This window comes from Nocardioides oceani (genome assembly GCF_030412965.1).
GTDB classification, from domain to species: Bacteria; Actinomycetota; Actinomycetes; order Propionibacteriales; family Nocardioidaceae; genus Nocardioides; species Nocardioides oceani.
The window spans coordinates 299,654-316,265 of the sequence record NZ_JAUHJQ010000003.1; the positions used below are offsets into that span (position 1 = coordinate 299,654).

The window sequence follows — 16,612 nt, forward strand, 5'->3', positions numbered from 1 at the left end:
GCGCTCACCCGGCCCGGCGGCAGGCGCGCAGGTCGAGGTCGCGCACCTGGCCGCGGGCGACGAACACGCGCGTGCGGTGCAGCACCTTCCCGCCGCGTTCGCAGGTCAGCGTGTAGACCTCGCGCTTCCCCGCCGTCGTGCGGGTGACGGTGTCGAACGCGCCGACGGTGACCTCGTGGCTCGGGGCGACCGAGGCGTAGTTCGTCGCGCGCAGCACGTAGGTCCCGGCCCGCGCGTCCGGCACCTCGACCGACTCCGCGGTGCCCGGCAGGTTGCCCGAGCTGCCGACCTCCATGAGGCGGTCGCCCTCGCGGCGGTAGACCGTGAGGTCCATGTCGTCGGGGGTGGGCCAGGTCAGCCCGACGCGCAGGACGTCGGCGTCGCGCGGGAGCCGCACCTCGTGGTCGGTCGAGGACCCGGGGGCGGTGAAGGAGCCCTCGATGCTGCGTGCGAACCACGGCTCGCCGGAGACCTGGTCGTAGGTCCGCGGCTGCACCACGGGCCGGGTCGAGGGGTTGACCACCCAGCGGAACCGGCCGCTGCGGGGCACGGTGATGGTGGAGTCCACGAAGTCGTCGTAGGCCGACTCCCACGTCGGTGAGCGGAACTCCTTGCGCAGACGGAGCACCGTCCCGGCCGGGGCGGAGCCGCGGAGCACGCCGTGGTGGGCGGTGTCGATGGTGTGCTGGAGGGCGACGAGGTACGCGCCGCGGTTGCCGCCGCCGGCGTACTTCCCGGTCCCGCCGTACTGGTCGACGACGTCGGGGAACGGCGGGTGGAACTCGTCGGGCCCGATCTCGAAGGTGTAGCCGAAGCCGCCGGTCGCGTTGTACGACCAGTCCTCGGTGGTCCCGGTGGTGTCGTAGAGCTGCCAGCCGTGGATGTTGGCGTAGCCGTTGTTGGCCGCCATCGCGGCGCCGAGCCGCTTGAGCGCCTTCTCGTCCGGGGCGTCGCCGACCGGCTTGCCGTCGGGGCCGAGCGTGCTCGGGTTGACACCGTTGGGGCGCAGGATGAGGTTGCCGAAGGTGTGGTTGGAGATGAGCATCGTGACCTGGCGGCCCCGGACGAGGTCCTGGATGTTCTGCGTCTCCGGCTCGGAGAACGCCGCGGGGCCCCGGTAGGTCGGGTCGAGCACGCCCGCCTCGACGTTGCCCACGTCGGGCGTGGTCGCGGCCGCCCCGGGCCCGCCCCAGAAGCCGCCGTAGTTGCGGTTGAGGTCGACGCCGATGCCGAACCCGCCGTTGCTGGTCAGCGACGCGCGGCAGGTGCCGTCGGGGGTGTCCACGCCGTCGAGGACGCGGCAGTTCTTGCGCTTGTAGGCGTGGCCGGGCGTGCCGAGGATGGACAGCGAGCCGTCGAGCGGGTCCGCGTCGTTCAGCGCCCGCAGGTCGACGTACTCGCCGTCGGTGCGGGAGAGGTCGAAGCCGTCGACGTTGACGACAGGGACGACGACCACCCGTGCCTGCTTCAGCATCCGGGTGATCCGGCGGTCCTTGCCGTACGACGTCGCGAGGTCCACCGCGAACTCCATGGCGTTCTCACCCGACGGCCACTCGCGGGCGTGGTGCACCCCGAGCAGCACGAACGTCGGGCGGCCGCTGGCGGGCCGGCGCACGTCCTCGCCGATCTCGACGCCGTAGATCGTCCGGCCGTCGAGGCTGGGCCGCTTCAAGGCGAACCGCTTCACGATCCGGCGGTGGTCGCGCTCGAGCTGCGCCATGTCGGCCTCGTAGTCGGCGAGCGTCCGGTAGGTGTCGCGGCCCGAGGGCAGCGGCGAGCGCGCCACGCGGGCGGCGTACGCCTCGTTGATCTCGGCGACCTCGACCCCGCGGCGGACCAGGTCGGGGATGCGCACGTCGAAGGAGAACCCGCCCGCGACGAGCGCGGCCAGGTCGGCCGGCGTGTGCAGGACGACCTCGACGTAGTCGTGGCCGGCGTGCTCGGTCAGGTCCAGTCCCAGCGCGGTCAGCTTGTCCTTGTGCGCGCCGGTCGGGGTGTCGACGGTGACCAGGCGCGGGGCGAAGGCGGTGGCCGCGCTCGCGGCCGTGCCGGTGGCGGAGGGCGCCGGGCTGAGGGCGCCGAGCGCCAGGGCCAGGGTGGCGGTGGTCGCGGCGGCGAGGGCGGGGAGTCGCATGTCGGGCTCCTGGGTGGCGGGTCGGTTGCCACCAGAACGGGTCTTTACCCCTCCAGGTCACGCGCCAGGTCACGGGCGAGGGTGTCGACCGCCGCGGTGGGCGAGACCACCACCGTGCCGACGTCGCCGGGCAGGTCCCACGGGTCGAGCAGCACGAGCGGCACGCCCGTGCGGCGCGCCAGCGCGATCCCGCTGAGCGTGCCCCAGCTGCAGCCGACCGCGACGACCGCGTCCGCGGCCCTGACCAGCAGGCCGTTGCGCAGCTCGCCCAGGCCGGTCGGCAGGAGGAAGGCGTGCTCCGGCGACCCCGCCGTCCGGTCGTCCCCGGGCAGCAGACCGATCGCCGTGCCGCCGGCGTCCCGCGCACCGGTCGCCGCGGCCCGCATCACCCCGTGCAGGCCGCCGGTGAGCACGACCGCGCCGGCGCCGGCGAGCAGCCGGCCGACCTCGGTCGCCGCGGCGAGCTGGTCCCCGGTCGCGGTGTCCGCCGGGCCGACGACGGCCACGTACCGGCCCGCGAGTCCTCGGCCCATGATCGGCTCAGCGGCCCTGGAGCACGTCGCGCAGGACGCGCCGGTGCACCAGCTCGGCGACGGTCTCCCGCGCGGGCAGGTCGGCGAGGAGGTACGCCGCGCCGACGATCCCGTCCGGGTCGAGCCGGACCTCCTGCTCGAGCCGGCAGCCCGTCGGCCCGTCGGGTGCCACCGTCGTCGTCAGCGTCACCCGGCCCGGGGAGCGCAGGTCGGCGACGAGCACCAGGCGGCGGGTGCCCGCCGGCTCCTCCTCGACCTCCCAGACGCGCCAGAACCCGACCGTGTCGCCGCGGACGAGCAGCGGCCGGTCCGGCACCTCCCACCGCCGGCCGGCCCCGCCGGCCAGCCGGTCGATCAGTCCCCGCACGACGAGCGGGCCGGCGTCGACGTACCACCGGGAGCCCGCGAGGCCGCACGCGACGACCGCCCAGGCGTGGTCTGCGGGCAGCGGGACCCGGCTGGCGCGGCGGGTCGTCCGGAGCGAGGTGCGACGGAGCATGCCCCGCAGGTAGCCACTAGGGTGCGAGCAGAATCCCTGGCCCCGCGCCGGTCCCCGTTCGTCCCGATCCCTGCCCGTCCCCTGGAGGAGCCCGCAGTGCCCATCGCGACCCCCGAGAAGTACGCCGAGATGCTCGACGCGGCCAAGCAGAACGCCTACGCGTTCCCGGCCATCAACGTGTCGTCCTCGCAGACGCTCAACGCCGCCCTCAAGGGCTTCGCCGACGCAGGCAGCGACGGCATCATCCAGGTCTCCACCGGCGGTGCCGAGTACCTCTCGGGCCCGTCGGTCAAGAACATGGTCAGCGGCTCGGTCGCCTTCGCGCAGTACGCGGCCGAGGTCGCCAAGAACTACCCGGTGAACATCGCGCTGCACACCGACCACTGCCCGAAGGACAAGCTCGACGGGTTCGTCCGCCCGCTGCTCGACATCTCCCGCGAGCGGGTCCAGCGGGGCGAGGCGCCGCTGTTCCAGTCGCACATGTGGGACGGCTCCGCGGTGCCGCTGGAGGAGAACCTCACCATCGCCTCCGAGCTGCTCGAGAAGTGCATCGAGGCCAAGATCATCCTCGAGATCGAGGTCGGCGTCGTCGGCGGGGAGGAGGACGGCGTCGCCCACGAGATCAACGACAAGCTCTACTCCACCCCCGCCGACGCGATCGCGACGGCGAAGGCGCTCGGCTACGGCGACCGCGGCTACTACATGACCGCGCTGACCTTCGGCAACGTGCACGGCGTCTACAAGCCCGGCAACGTCAAGCTGCGCCCCGAGGTGCTCAAGGAGGCGCAGGAGGCGGTCGTCTCGGAGTTCGGCCTCGAGGCCGGCGCCAAGCCGTTCCACCTCGTCTTCCACGGCGGCTCCGGCTCCACCGCCGAGGAGATCGCCGCCGCCGTCGACTACGGCGTGGTCAAGATGAACGTCGACACCGACACCCAGTACGCCTTCACCCGCCCGGTCGCCGCGCACATGTTCAGCAACTACGACGGCGTCCTCAAGGTCGACGGCGAGGTCGGCAACAAGAAGACCTACGACCCGCGCGCCTGGGGCAAGGCCGCCGAGGCCGGCATGGCCGCCCGCGTCGTCGAGGCCTGCGAGCACCTGCGTTCCGCGGGCGCCTCGCTCGGCTGAGGCCCTCTCCGCTCCACCTCGCTCCATCTGTTCTACCTGCGACGCCGGTCCCGCCTCGGGGCCGGCGTCGTCGCGTTCCGCCGAGCCTCCCCGGTCGACCCGACCGGTGTTCAGCGACCTTCCTGCCGCTTCACAGGTCGCCGGAGGCGTGTGAAGCGACCACAGGGTCGCTGAAGTCGCCCCAGCGCGGTCGCGGCCCACCGACCTTCCACAGACGGCTGCGCGGCGGGACCGTCCCCAGGGCGCCGGCTCGGCGGTAGCCGAGGAGACGGTGAGTGCCGAGAGTCGACGCATGCGCCCCGCCCTCCGAGCCATCGCCGACCGACAGTCGGGCTTGGTGCTGCGCCACCAAGTCGCAGCTGCCGGGTACTCCGACCGCGACCTCCGCTCCCACCTCGCCCTGCACGGGTCCTGGACGGGGGTCCGTCGCGGCGTGTACGCCGAGTCGTCGGTGTGGGACGCCCTCGACCCGGTCGGCCGATGGCGGCTGCGTGACCTTGCCGTCCACCTCACGACCGACGTGGAGCACGCGATGAGTGTCGACTCGGCAGCGCGGGCGCTCGGGTTGCCGTTCGTCATGCCGGCGCAGCCGATGTCCCACCTGGTCCGCCCGGGCAGGAGAGGCACCCGATCGGAACGAGGAGTGAAGCACCACCTGTCCCGACGCATGCCGGAGCCGTTGGTCGAGGTCGAGGGCATGACGGTCACTCCGCTGGCGAGGACAGCTCTCGACATCGCGCGTGAGCACGGGTTCGAGGCGGGCGTGGCCGCGTGCGACGGCGCCATGCGACGCGGGGTCAGCAGGCAGGTGCTCGAGCGGGAGCTCGACGTCATGACCTCGTGGCCCTTCATCACCCGCGCACGGCCAGCGGTCGAGCACGCGGACGCCGGTGCGGAGAACGTCGCCGAGTCCTACGCCCGCATCCTCGTGGCTGAGCTGGGCCGGGGCCGTCCCTCGACGCAGTTCCCCGTGCGGGTCGCCTCAGGCGTCGTGTGGTGTGACCTGCAGCTGGGCAACCACGTCTTCGAGTTCGATGGACGGATCAAGTACGTCGACCAGACACACGGCGGCGTCGCCGATTTGCCCGTCGATCGGGTGGTGTGGGAGGAGAAGAAGCGTCAGCGCGAGGTCGAAGCCGTCGGACTCGGCCTCTCGCGGATCATCTGGGCGGACTTCTTCGCCGAGGGGCGTGCGGCCGCCCGAACCCGCCTCCTCGCCGACGTGGAGATCTCCGACCGCCGATTCGGGCCCGTCCTGGCACCGCACCTGGCGGAGGACGCAGCGCGCCTGCGCCTGGTGCGTGAGGCTCGCATCTTCCGCTCCGCGAGCTGAGCCGAGGCCGAGTGTTCAGCGACCTTGTCGTCGCTGCACACGTCGCAGAACGCGTGTGGAGCGACAACAGGGTCGCTCAAGACGCGCCAGGGACGACGCGCCAGGGACGACGCGCCGAGGACGCGCCGCCGACGACGCGCCAACGGACGCCGCGCCGCGGTCAGTCCGCGGCGACGGCGGGGACCGGCACGACGGAGCCCCCGCCGAAGCCGGCGTGCCGTGGCCGCTCGAAGAGCAGCACGGCGAGCAGGCCGAGCAGCAGCACCGCGGGCGGCAGGAGCAGCGAGGCGCCCATCGCGTCGCTGAAGGACTGCGCCACGTCGGCGGGCAGGTCGCCGACGGCCGAGGCGCCGGCCTCGCCGCCGCCGTACGCCGGCAGTCCCTCGGCGGCGAGCCGGGCGTCCATCAGCACCGCGATCGCCGCGGAGCCGAGCACGGCGCCGACCTGGCGGGTGGCGTTGTAGACGCCCGATCCGGCGCCGGCCTGGTGCGGCGGCAGGTTGCGGGTGGCGGTCGCGGAGGTCGGCGCCCACACGAAGGCGTTGCCGACGCCGAGCAGGAGCATCGGCGGCACCAGCCACAGGATCGAGCCGTCCGGACCGATCGCCAGCGCCAGCCAGACCAGCGAGCCGATGATCGCGGTGAACCCGAACCCGGTCAGCACCCGCGGGTGCACCCGGTCGGTCAGCCCGCCGACCGGCCGCGCGAGCACGATCGTCATCACGGCCATCGGCACCAGCAGCAGGGCCGACCGGGTCGGGCTGAGGCCGCGCACGACCTGGGCCCAGAGCATGAGCGGGATCGCCATCGCCGTGATCGCGAAGCCCATCGCGCTGATGGCGACGTTGGCCAGCGAGAAGTTCCGGTCGCCGAACAGGCCCAGCGGCACGAGCGGCTCGGCCCGGTTGCGCGCCTGCCAGCCGACGAACAGCGCGAGCACGGCCACGCCGCCGACGATCATCGACCAGACCAGCGGGCTCCAGTCGAGCTGGTGGCCCTCCTGCACGCCGAAGACCAGCAGGAACATGCCGGTCCCGCTCAGCGCGACCCCGAGCCAGTCGAAGCGGTGGGCGTTCGTCGGGAGCACCGGCACCAGCCGCAGGGCGAGCACGAAGCCGACGACGCCGACCGGGACGTTGATGAAGAAGATCCACTCCCAGCCGAGCCCGTCGACCAGCACGCCGCCGAGGATCGGCCCCACGAGCGTCGCCACGCCGGCGGTCGCGCCCCACAGCGCCATCGCCTTGCCGCGGCGCTCCGCGGGGAAGATCCGGGTGATGATCGCCATCGTCTGCGGCGTGATCATCGCCGCGCCGAGGCCCTGCACCACCCTGGCCGCGACGAGGCCCTCGACCGAGCCGGTCAGCCCGCACCACAGCGAGGCGAGCGTGAAGACGGTCAGGCCGGCGAGGTACATCCGCCGCGGCCCGAACCGGTCGCCGAGCCGGCCGGTGATCAGGATCGGCACGGCGTACGCCAGGAGGTAGGCGCTGGTCACCCAGACCACGGCGTTCACGTCGGCCTCGAGGTCCTCGATGATCGCGGGCGTCGCCACCGAGACGATCGTGGAGTCCACGAGGATCATGAAGAAGCCCAGGCACAGGGCGAGGAGCGCGGGCCAGGGGTCCTTGGTCGCGGTGGCCGGCGCAGCGGTGCCGGGAGCGGTCGAGGTCACGGCGGGAGTCAACACCTCGCCATGGACAATGCTTCCATGACCACCCCGATCGGACGCGACCTGATGGCGGGACCCCCGCCGACCCACCTCCCGGCGGACCCGGCCAGCGACGCACTCGCGGGCGGGGAGTCGCCGACCGAGGTCGTGCGCCGCAGCCCCGCGTCCCCCGTCGCCTGGGCCGCGCTGGCCGAGCAGGCGGTCGCGGCCGACGCCGACGCGGTGACGGTCTACGCCTACGCCCGCGTGGGCTACCACCGCAGCCTGGACATGCTGCGCCGCAACGGCTGGAAGGGCCACGGTCCGGTCCCGTGGGAGCACGAGCCCAACCGCGGCTTCCTCACCTGCCTGGCCCTGCTGGCCAAGGCCGCCCGCTCGATCGGCGAGACCGACGAGTGGGAGCGGTGCCGCGACTTCCTGCGCGACTCCTCCCCGACCGCCTACGCCGAGCTGCTCGGCGACGCCTGACCCGACCGGGCGAGCCGCACCAGGGCGGCGGCCGGTCCCTCCGGCCGCCGCGACGGCAGCCAGACCGCCCGCAGCGCGCGGCTGAGGTCGAGGTCGGCGACGGGTACGTCGACGAGCTGGCCGGTCGCGAGCTCTGCGGCCACCGCCAGCTCGCTCAGCACCGCCGGCGCTCCGCCCTCACCGGCCGCGGCCTTGACCGCCGCGGTGCTCGCCAGCTCCAGGCGCTGCTCACCGAGCGCGTGGCCGGCCAGGTCGAGCGCGCGCACGAGCGTCTCCCGCGTGCCGGACCCGGCCTCGCGGAGCACGAGGTCGGAGGCGACCAACTCCGCGGCGGTCACCGCCGTACGCCGCCGCGCCCACGGGTGCGACGGCCCGACGACGACGAGCAGCCGGTCCCGGGCGACCGTGGTGGAGGCGACGGTCCGAGGCACGGTCGGTGACTCGACGAACCCGAGGGGCACGCGGCCGGAGGCGACCCGCTCCAGCACGTGGTGGGAGTTGCCGACGTCGAGGCTGACGTGCAGGTCGGGGTGGTCGCGCCGGAACCGCGCCAGCCACCGGGGCGCGAGGTGCTCGGCGACGGTGAGGCTGCTCGCGACGGTCAGGTGCGCCTTGCGCTGCGCCGCGAGCGACCGGGCGCCCAGGACCACCCGGTCGACGGCGGTGAGGGCCTCCCGCGCCCACGCCACGACCACCTCGCCCTCGGTGGTGAGCCGCGACCCCGCCGTCGTGCGGACGAGCAGGACGAGGTCGAGCTGTCGCTCGAGCCGGCCGAGCAGCCGGCTGGCGTTGGGCTGCGCCATGCCGACCTGCCGCGCCGCCGCGCCGACCGAGCCGGTCTCGGCCACGCGGACCAGCAGGTCGAGTCCGGAGAGGTCCAGCGGCGCGGCCATGCGTCGACGATATGAGCACGCCGGCGCTCATATCAAGATGGCATGACTCGCGGCTCGATCGACGGCTACCGCGCGGGAAGCCCCGGACCGAGGCTGGTGCCATGGTCGATCGACGTGTCCCCGGGCTGGCGCTCGCCGGCGCGGCCGGTGGTGCGGCCCTCGCCGCGCACGCGGCCGTGCCGGCCCTCGGCGCCACGCTCGTCGCGGTGCTGCTCGGCCTCGCAGCCGCCGCGTCGGGGCGGCTCCCGGCGGCCGTGCGCCCCGGGCTCGCGACGGCGGCGCGGGGCGTCCTGCGCACGGGCGTCGCCCTGCTCGGCCTGCAGCTGGTGCTCGCCGAGGTCGTCGCGCTCGGGTGGCCGGTCCTCCTGGTCGTGGTCGGCGTGGTCGCGCTCGGCATCGCCGGGACCCTCCTGGCGGCCCGGCTGCTCGGCGTACCTCCCGAGCAGGGGCTCCTCGTCGCCTGCGGCTTCTCGATCTGCGGAGCGGCCGCCGTCGCAGCGCTCGACGGCGTGCGCCGCGGCCGTGCCGAGGACGTCGCCCGCGTCGTCGCGCTCGTCGTCGTCTGCGGCAGCGTCGCGATGGTGGGGGTGCCGTTGCTCGGCGCGCTGCTCGGGCTCTCCCCGGTGTCGACCGGCGCGTGGGCCGGGGCCTCGGTGCACGAGGTCGGCCAGGTCGTCGTGGCCGGCAGCATCCTCGGTGGCGCGGCGCTGCAGGTCGCCGTCGCGGTCAAGCTCGGCCGGGTGCTGCTCCTCGCCCCCGTGCTCGCGGTCGTCGCCGTCCGCGCCCGCCGCGAGCACACCCCCGACAGCCCCGTACGCCGCCCGCCGCTCGTGCCGGGGTTCGTGCTCGTCTTCGTGGCGCTCGTGGTGCTGCGGGCGGTCGTGCCGCTCCCCGACGTGGCGCTCGGCGCAGCCGCGCAGGTCCAGTCCGCGGCGCTGGCCACCGCGATGTTCGCGCTCGGCTGCTCGCTCGACCCCGTCGCGCTCCGGCGGACCGGCCGGCCGCTGCTGGCCCTCGCCGCGGCCGCGACCGCGGTCGTCACGCTGCTCGGCCTGCCGGCGGCGTACCTCGTGGCCGGCTGACGCCCCGCGGCCGCGGTCAGGCCCGGTCTCGGCCGGATCTCCGGGAAGGGAGGGGGTCTCGAGACGGCCCTGGTGGGCCTCCTCGGCCGGCCGGGCCGGGCCCGACCCGCCGGGGTGCAGCGTGTCGGTCAGGCCGGCGGGGTCAGCAGGTGCCGGATGCGGTCGGAGCCGAGGGCGAGGAACAGCGTGGGCAGGCGCGGGCCGCGCTCGGCGCCGACGAGGAGCTCGTAGAGCAGCCGGAAGAACGCCTTCTGGTCGGCCTTGACCTGGTCGGTGGGGGCGTCGTCGATGCCCAGGCCGCGGGCCAGCTTCGGCACGCCGTAGACCAGGGCGGTGGTGCCGTCGACGTCGAGCTCGGAGGGCAGCCGGTCCAGCAGCTGCGCGAGCCACAGCTCCTCGTCCTCGGAGAGCCGGGCGAGCCGCTCGGCGTCGGGCTCGTCGCGGACCGTGGTGCGGTCCTCGGCCGGCACGAACTCCGCGGTCCAGGTCATCGCCCGGCCGAGCCGGGGCTGGAGGTCCTCGACGGAGCCGTGGTCGTGCCCGCCGCGGGCCGCGATCCCGCTGATCAGCTCCGCGCTGCCGGCGGTGACGTCGGCGACCGAGGAGAGCAGCCGGAAGGGGACGACCACCCGCGGCGTCGGCAGCGTCCCGGCCGCGGCGGTGGCCGACGCGCGCTCGAAGGCGAGCACCTGCGCGTCCCGCTTCGCGGGGTCGCCGGCCTTGCGGCCCAGGGAGTCCCACTCGTCGTACAGCCGGACGACCTCGGGGCCGAAGTCCACGTTGAACGCCTGCTTGGGCTGGCGCCGGACGTAGAGCCACCGCAGGATCGGCGCCTCGAGCACCTTCAGCGCGTCGGCCGCGGTGGGCACGCCGCCCTTGGAGGAGCTCATCTTCGCCATGCCCGCGACCCCGACGAAGGAGTAGCCGACGAACGACGGCGCGCGGCCGCCGTAGACGTCGGCCACCAGCTCCTTGCCGACGGTGTAGGAGGACCCCGGCGTGGCGTGGTCGACGCCGCCGGGCTCGAAGTCGACGGCCTCGACCGACCAGCGCATCGGCCAGTCGACCTTCCAGACCAGCTTGCCCTCGTGCTGGGTCGTCACGTTGGTGACGCCGGTGAACCCGCAGGAGGAGCACGCGTAGGACAGGTCGGTGGTCGCGTCGTCCCACGCCGTCACGGTCGTGGTGTCGCGGCCGCACTCGCGGCAGTACGGCTTGTACGGGAACCGCGCGAGGTCGTCGCCGGCACCTGGGGCGGCGGCCTCGTCGTCGGCGTCGGCCACGGAGTCGGCCAGCGCCTCGGCCTCCTGCTCGGACTCCGCGACCGGAGCGGCCTTCTTGGTCCGGTAGCGGCTCAGCACCGCCTCGATCTCGTCGCGGCGACGGATCGCGGTGAGCACCTGCTCGGTGTAGGCGCCAGCCTGGTACCGCTCGGTCTGGGACACCTCCTCCATCTCCACGCCCATCTCGGCCAGCGCGTCGCGGAGGGGGGCCTTGAAGTGCTCGGCCCACGACGCGTGGCAGCCCCACGGGTCGGGCACGGCGGACAGCGGGCGGCCGATGTGCTCGCTCCAGGAGGGGTCGACGCCGGCCGGCACCTTGCGGAAGCGGTCGTAGTCGTCCCAGCTGTGCAGGTGCCGCACCGGCAGGCCGCGGCGGCGGATCTCCTCGGCCACGAAGTGGACGGTGAGGAACTCACGCAGGTTGCCCAGGTGGATCGGGCCCGACGGGCTCGCGCCGGACGCGCAGGTGATCACGCGCTCGCCGGCCTCGGCGCCGGCGTGCCGGATCGCGTCGTCGGCGGCACGGGTCACCCAGTCGGTGGGCTCGGCGCCCTGGTCGGACCGGTTGCCTCGCGCCACTGCTCGCTCCTGCACGTACGTCGGGTGGGGGCCGTCGACACGTGGCCCGGCCCGGGACGGGGGCCCACGCTACCGCCGGGGGAGGAGGGCGCCGGAACCGTCCCCTGCGGCGGTCCCGACGCCCTCCGGCACGCCGACCGACCTCCACGTCCCCCGACGCGGGCCCGGTCGGTCGCCGCCTCCCCCGAGTCCGGCGGCCGACCCGTCGGCGCACACCCCCAGCATGCCTGGCCGTTCCAGGACAACACAGCACTCGGCTGCCGGTGGCCGGAAGATGCCACTACCGTGACCGGATGGCCGGCTCCCGCGTCCCCGCGACCCTGCTCGAGGCCCTGGGCCTCGGCGACGACGACGACCACTTCTACGAGAAGGTGCGCGCGCAGTCCGGCCGCGAGGTCGTGTCGGTCGCGGCGGCGCTGATGCGCACACCCGTGGAGCTGATGCGCGACCTGCAGCCCTTCGTCGAGCACGGGATCGTGCAGGTCCGCGACGACCGGGTCTTCGTGGACAGCCCGACCGAGGCGGTGGTCCGGGTGCTGACCGAGACGGCGGCGACGGCCGCCCGCGCGCACGCCCGGCTCTCCGACCTCGCTGCCGCGGTGCCGCTCCTGGCCGGCCGGGGCGCCCGCCCGCTGCCGGGCGACGTGGACGTGCGGCCCCTCGACGGCGAGGTCACGAGCGGCGGCCGGCCGGTGGAGCTGCTGCGCGGCCTGGTCGAGCGCGGCCGGGGCGAGATCCGGTGGCTGCGGCCCGACCCGTTCCGCGGCCCCGAGGAGGACGCGATGGTCGAGGTGATCGCGAAGGCGGTCGCCCAGGGCCGCCGCTCGCGGGCGATCTACCCCGTCCGCTCGCTCACCGACTCCCGCGAGTCCCTCGCGCGCCGGGTCCGCATCGGTGAGGAGGTGCGGGTGCTCCCGCAGCTCCCGACCCGGATGCTCATCGTGGGATCGACCCACGCGGTCGTCCCCGAGCCCCTGGGCTCGGCCGACGAGCCGCGCTCCCTCGTCCGCGAGCGCGGCCTGGTGCAGGCGATGACCCTGTGGTTCGAGGCGATGTGGGACCGAGCCCTCCCCGTGCCGGAGCTCGAGCACGGCGACGCGCGCCCCGACCTGCGCCGCTTCCTCATCCAGCAGCTCGCCGAGGGCGCGCAGGACGAGCAGATCGCCCGCCGGCTCGGCGTCAGCCTGCGGACGGTACGCCGCCGGGTCGCCGACCTGCTGACCGAGCTGGGCGCGGACACCCGCTTCCAGGCCGGCGCCGAGGCGGTCCGCCGCGGCTGGCTCTAGCGACCGGGGCAGGAACGGACCGGGGCAGGACGGGACTAGGGCAGGACGGGACTAGGGCAGGACCAGGGAGTACGCCGCCGGCTCGAGGCGCCACGTGCGCCGCCGCTCGGGGCCGTAGACCTCCCCGTCGGCCGAGCAGTAGAACTCCTCGCCGTCGACGGTGACCTGGCGGCCGCGCAGGTAGATGACGTCGTCGCGCTCGTGGTGCGTGCCGCGGACCAGCGCGCCGAGGTAGCCCACCCGCTGGAACGGGCCCACCGCGCGGGCCACCATCACGTCCATCAGCCCGTCGCGGGCATCGGCCTCGGGCGTCAGCTCGGTCCCGCCGCCGACGTTCGACCCGTTGCCGACGGCGACCATCAGGACCGGCTCGTCGTAGTCGATCACCACCTCGCCGTCGACCTCGACGCGGAGCCGGACGTGCAACGGCTTCACGGCGGCGAGCAGCGCACCGATCGGGTAGCCGAGCTTGCCGAGGTTCACCCCGCCCACCCCGAAGCGGTGCAGCCGCTCCTTCCAGAAGTCGGCGCGGCGGCTGGCCTGGGCGCCGGCGCCGGCGTGGACGCTGTTGACGACGATCTCGCCGACCTCGTCGAGGATCAGGTCCATGCGCCGGGGGCGTCCGTGGAGCACGACCTTGGCGGCCTCCTCGATGTCGAGGGGAATGCCGTTGCCGCGGGCGAAGTCGTTGCCGGTGCCCAGCGGGAGCAGGCCGAGGACCGCCTCCGAGAGCTCCCGCCTGCGGTGCAGCGCCGCCACGACGGCGTGCATGCTGCCGTCGCCGCCGGCGACGACGATGCGCCGCGAGCCCGCCCGGTGCAGCACGCCGTCGAGCTCGCCGGGGTCGGAGGTGCCGCACACCTCGACCGAGGTCCGCTCGCGCAGGATCGCCAGCGCGCTCTCGAGCTGCTGCTCGTCGGAGGTGCCGGCGTCGCTGTTGGTGATCACCAGGAGGGGGTCCATCGCGGCGACCATAGCGGTGCGGCGCCCTCGGCGTCCCCGCTCGCGGTCACGGCGAGCCGCGGCACCGTCGTTCTTGCTAACGTGTTGTCGCAAGAGCCCCGGACAGCGCTTGCTGCACCCGGGGCCTTTTCCATGGCGATGAGCCATCGCTTGTGAGGAGTCACGCATGCCCGCGATCGTCGTGCTCGGAGCCCAGTGGGGTGACGAGGGCAAGGGCAAGGCCACCGACCAGCTGGCCACCACCGACCCGATCGACTACGTCGTCCGCACCAGCGGCGGCCACAACGCCGGCCACACCATCGTGATCGACGGCGAGAAGTACGCCACCCACCTGCTGCCCAGCGGCATCCTGACGCCGGGCGCCACGTCGGTGATCGCCAACGGCGTGGTCGTCTCGCCGGAGGCGCTGTTCCGCGAGCTCGACGGCCTGCTCGAGCGCGGCGTCGAGATCGGCGGGCTCGTGGTGAGCGCCAACGCCCACGTCATCGCGTCCTACCACTCCACGATCGACAAGGTCACCGAGCGGTTCCTCGGCAAGAACCAGATCGGCACCACCGGGCGCGGCATCGGCCCGGCGTACTCCGACAAGGTCAACCGCTACGGCGTGCGCATCGCCGACCTGTTCGACGAGAAGATCCTGCGCGAGAAGGTCGAGGCGGCCCTCGACGTGCGCAACCACCTGCTCACCAAGATCTACAACCGGCGCGCCATCGAGGTCGACGCGGTGGTCGAGGAGCTGACGGCGTACGTCGACCGGCTGCGGCCGATGGTTGCCGACACCTCGCTGCTGCTCAACCAGGCGCTGGACCGCGGCGAGACGGTGCTCTTCGAGGGCGCCCAGGCCACGATGCTCGACGTCGACCACGGCACCTACCCGTTCGTGACGTCCTCCAGCCCCGTCGCGGGCGGCGTGTGCACCGGCGCCGGCGTCGGCCCGACCCGCATCGACCGCGTGATCGGCGTGATCAAGGCCTACACGACCCGCGTCGGCTCCGGCCCGTTCCCGACCGAGCTGTTCGACGAGGACGGCGTGCAGCTGCAGCGGCTCGGCGGCGAGATCGGCGTCTCGACCGGGCGCACCCGCCGCTGCGGCTGGTACGACTCCGTCGTCGCCCGCTACTCCTCCCGCGTCAACGGCCTCACCGACTACTTCCTCACCAAGCTCGACATCCTCGGCGCCTGGGAGCGGATCCCGGTGTGCGTGGCCTACGAGGTCGACGGCGTCCGGCACGAGGAGATGCCGATGACCCAGACCGAGTTCCACCACGCGACCCCGGTCTACGAGTACTTCGACGGCTGGGGCACCGACATCTCCGGCTGCCGCACCTTCGAGGAGCTGCCGACCAACGCCCAGCGCTACGTCCAGGCGCTCGAGGAGCTCTCGGGCACCAAGATCTGGGCGGTCGGGGTCGGCCCCGGCCGGGAGCAGACGGTGGTCGTCAACCCGTGAGCGCCCCCGCGGACATCCCGGCGCGCGTCCTGGTCGTCGGCACCGGCGGCCGCGAGCACGCCCTCACGCTCGCGCTGTCCCGCGACCCCGGCGTGCTCGAGGTGCACGCGGCCCCGGGCAACCCCGGGATCGCCGCGGTCGCCACGCTGCACGACGTCGACCCCGGTGACCCGGCCGCCGTCGCGGCGCTGGCCTCCGACCTGGGGGCGGACCTCGTCGTCGTCGGGCCCGAGGCGCCGCTCGTCGCGGGCGTCGCCGACGCGGTGACCGCCGCCGGGATCGCCTGCTTCGGGCCCTCGCGCGCGGCCGCCCGGCTCGAGGGGTCCAAGGCGTTCGCCAAGGAGGTCATGGCCGCCGCGGGAGTTCCCACCGCCAAGTCATGGGTGTGCGACTCCCCGACCGACGTCGGTAGAGCACTGGACGAGGCTGGGTCTCCGTACGTCGTCAAGGACGACGCGCTCGCCGCCGGCAAGGGCGTCGTCGTCACCACCGACCGGGACGAGGCGCTCGCGCACGCCGCGAGCTGCGGCACGGTCGTGGTCGAGGAGTTCCTCGACGGTCCCGAGGTGTCGCTCTTCGCGGTGTGCGACGGCAGCACCACCCGGCCGTTGCAGCCGGCGCAGGACTTCAAGCGCATCCACGACGGGGGCCGCGGTCCCAACACCGGCGGCATGGGGTCCTACTCCCCGCTGCCCTGGGCGCCGGCGGACCTCGCCGAGGTCGTCGTCGCGACCGTCGTGCAGCCGACCCTCGACGAGATGGCGCGGCGCGGTGCTCCCTTCCGTGGCTGCCTCTACGTCGGCCTCGCGCTGACTGCCGCCGGGCCTCGGGTCATCGAGTTCAACGTCCGCTTCGGCGATCCCGACGTCCAGCCGGTCCTCGCCCTGCTCGACTCCCCGCTCGGCGAGCTGCTGCTGGCCGCCGCGCAGGGCCGCCTCGACGAGGTCGACCCGCCCCGCTTCCGCGAGGGGGCGGCGGTCAGCGTGGTGCTCGCGTCGGCCGGCTACCCCGAGTCGTCCTCGAAGGGCGACGTCATCGTCGGCGCCGACCGGGCCGGCGACCGCCCCGGGGTCGACGTCATCCACGCCGGCACCGCGCTCGAGGGCGACGCGCTCGTGACCGCCGGCGGCCGGGTGCTCGCCGTCCGTGCGACCGGGGCCGACGTCGCTGCCGCCCGCGCCGCGGCGTACTCCGCTGCCGAGGAGATCACCTTCCCCGGCATGCAGCGCCGCTCCGACATCGCCGCCGAGCCGCTCGGCGTCGTCGAGGGCGCCTCCGTCGCCGGTTGAGCCGCGGCAGCCGGACGTTT

14 protein-coding genes are annotated in these 16,612 nt (G+C 74.3%); 7 read left to right on the forward strand and 7 right to left on the reverse strand.

The window, feature by feature from the left end; genetic code table 11:
* Positions 1-4: 4 nt before the first annotated feature.
* The 3 genes from QWY28_RS10980 to QWY28_RS10990 are packed head-to-tail and all read right to left on the reverse strand — an operon-like array spanning position 5 to position 3,166.
* Positions 5-2,134, reverse strand: coding sequence for a M14 family zinc carboxypeptidase (locus tag QWY28_RS10980; protein ID WP_300952579.1), 2,130 nt, complete (start codon positions 2,132-2,134; stop codon positions 5-7).
* A gap of 44 nt (positions 2,135-2,178) precedes the next feature.
* Entirely contained in the window at positions 2,179-2,667 is a 489-nt protein-coding gene (locus tag QWY28_RS10985) for an SLOG cluster 4 domain-containing protein (protein ID WP_300952580.1), read from the reverse strand.
* A 7-nt stretch (positions 2,668-2,674) separates the two neighbouring features.
* Entirely contained in the window at positions 2,675-3,166 is a 492-nt protein-coding gene (locus QWY28_RS10990) for a DUF2867 domain-containing protein (RefSeq protein ID WP_300952581.1), read from the reverse strand.
* 96 nt (positions 3,167-3,262) lie between these two features.
* On the opposite strand from QWY28_RS10990, the gene fbaA reads away from it, so the two are divergent.
* Positions 3,263-4,294 (forward strand): class II fructose-bisphosphate aldolase, encoded by a 1,032-nt coding sequence (fbaA, locus tag QWY28_RS10995; protein ID WP_300952582.1) that lies wholly within the window; start codon positions 3,263-3,265, stop codon positions 4,292-4,294.
* 292 nt (positions 4,295-4,586) lie between these two features.
* On the forward strand, positions 4,587-5,627 hold the full coding sequence (locus QWY28_RS11000) for a hypothetical protein (protein ID WP_300952583.1): 1,041 nt from the start codon (positions 4,587-4,589) through the stop codon (positions 5,625-5,627).
* A gap of 160 nt (positions 5,628-5,787) precedes the next feature.
* Here QWY28_RS11000 and QWY28_RS11005 read toward each other — a convergent pair whose 3' ends face one another.
* Positions 5,788-7,302 carry a DHA2 family efflux MFS transporter permease subunit gene (locus QWY28_RS11005; RefSeq protein ID WP_300952584.1) on the reverse strand — a complete coding sequence of 505 codons (1,515 nt, stop codon included), beginning with the start codon at positions 7,300-7,302 and terminating at the stop codon, positions 5,788-5,790.
* Positions 7,303-7,338: 36 nt separating this feature from the next.
* On the opposite strand from QWY28_RS11005, the gene QWY28_RS11010 reads away from it, so the two are divergent.
* Positions 7,339-7,767 (forward strand): DUF3151 domain-containing protein, encoded by a 429-nt coding sequence (locus QWY28_RS11010; RefSeq protein WP_300952585.1) that lies wholly within the window; start codon positions 7,339-7,341, stop codon positions 7,765-7,767.
* Here the strand turns inward: QWY28_RS11010 and QWY28_RS11015 are convergent.
* A complete protein-coding gene (locus tag QWY28_RS11015; protein ID WP_300952586.1) occupies positions 7,740-8,660 on the reverse strand; it encodes a LysR substrate-binding domain-containing protein in 921 nt (306 codons plus the stop codon). The two genes, QWY28_RS11010 and QWY28_RS11015, sit on opposite strands and share 28 nt — an antisense overlap.
* A gap of 101 nt (positions 8,661-8,761) precedes the next feature.
* On the opposite strand from QWY28_RS11015, the gene QWY28_RS11020 reads away from it, so the two are divergent.
* Complete coding sequence (locus QWY28_RS11020) at positions 8,762-9,742, forward strand: YeiH family protein (protein ID WP_300952587.1); 981 nt, start codon at positions 8,762-8,764, stop codon at positions 9,740-9,742.
* Positions 9,743-9,870: 128 nt separating this feature from the next.
* Here QWY28_RS11020 and lysS read toward each other — a convergent pair whose 3' ends face one another.
* A complete protein-coding gene (lysS, locus tag QWY28_RS11025) occupies positions 9,871-11,604 on the reverse strand; it encodes a lysine--tRNA ligase (protein WP_300952588.1) in 1,734 nt (577 codons plus the stop codon).
* Positions 11,605-11,897: 293 nt separating this feature from the next.
* Here lysS and QWY28_RS11030 point away from each other — a divergent pair, with 293 nt between their 5' ends.
* Positions 11,898-12,890: a helix-turn-helix domain-containing protein gene (locus QWY28_RS11030; protein ID WP_300952589.1), complete on the forward strand. Its 993-nt coding sequence runs from the start codon at positions 11,898-11,900 to the stop codon at positions 12,888-12,890.
* A gap of 51 nt (positions 12,891-12,941) precedes the next feature.
* Here the strand turns inward: QWY28_RS11030 and QWY28_RS11035 are convergent, their stop codons facing one another.
* Positions 12,942-13,853, reverse strand: a complete 912-nt coding sequence (locus QWY28_RS11035) for a diacylglycerol/lipid kinase family protein (protein ID WP_300952590.1) — start codon at positions 13,851-13,853, stop codon at positions 12,942-12,944.
* A 166-nt stretch (positions 13,854-14,019) separates the two neighbouring features.
* Between QWY28_RS11035 and QWY28_RS11040 the strand changes: the two genes are divergently transcribed.
* Together QWY28_RS11040 and purD are read left to right on the forward strand one after the other, a co-directional pair.
* On the forward strand, positions 14,020-15,303 hold the full coding sequence (locus QWY28_RS11040; RefSeq protein WP_300952591.1) for an adenylosuccinate synthase: 1,284 nt from the start codon (positions 14,020-14,022) through the stop codon (positions 15,301-15,303).
* The gene (purD, locus tag QWY28_RS11045; RefSeq protein WP_300952592.1) at positions 15,300-16,592 is read left to right on the forward strand and encodes a phosphoribosylamine--glycine ligase; all 1,293 of its coding nucleotides are present in this window, start codon (positions 15,300-15,302) and stop codon (positions 16,590-16,592) included. The genes QWY28_RS11040 and purD overlap by 4 nt, the downstream gene beginning before the upstream one ends.
* Positions 16,593-16,612: the final 20 nt, after the last annotated feature.

Coding starts and splice junctions, on each gene's coding strand:
- QWY28_RS11010 (WP_300952585.1), top strand. CDS start 7,339: ATGACCACCCCGATCGGACGCGACCTGATGGCGGGACCCCCGCCGACC.
- QWY28_RS11015 (WP_300952586.1), bottom strand. CDS start 8,660: ATGGCCGCGCCGCTGGACCTCTCCGGACTCGACCTGCTGGTCCGCGTG.
- QWY28_RS11000 (WP_300952583.1), top strand. CDS start 4,587: ATGCGCCCCGCCCTCCGAGCCATCGCCGACCGACAGTCGGGCTTGGTG.
- QWY28_RS11020 (WP_300952587.1), top strand. CDS start 8,762: ATGGTCGATCGACGTGTCCCCGGGCTGGCGCTCGCCGGCGCGGCCGGT.
- QWY28_RS10990 (WP_300952581.1), bottom strand. CDS start 3,166: ATGCTCCGTCGCACCTCGCTCCGGACGACCCGCCGCGCCAGCCGGGTC.
- QWY28_RS11030 (WP_300952589.1), top strand. CDS start 11,898: ATGGCCGGCTCCCGCGTCCCCGCGACCCTGCTCGAGGCCCTGGGCCTC.
- QWY28_RS11040 (WP_300952591.1), top strand. CDS start 14,020: ATGCCCGCGATCGTCGTGCTCGGAGCCCAGTGGGGTGACGAGGGCAAG.
- QWY28_RS10980 (WP_300952579.1), bottom strand. CDS start 2,134: ATGCGACTCCCCGCCCTCGCCGCCGCGACCACCGCCACCCTGGCCCTG.
- QWY28_RS10985 (WP_300952580.1), bottom strand. CDS start 2,667: ATGGGCCGAGGACTCGCGGGCCGGTACGTGGCCGTCGTCGGCCCGGCG.
- QWY28_RS11035 (WP_300952590.1), bottom strand. CDS start 13,853: ATGGACCCCCTCCTGGTGATCACCAACAGCGACGCCGGCACCTCCGAC.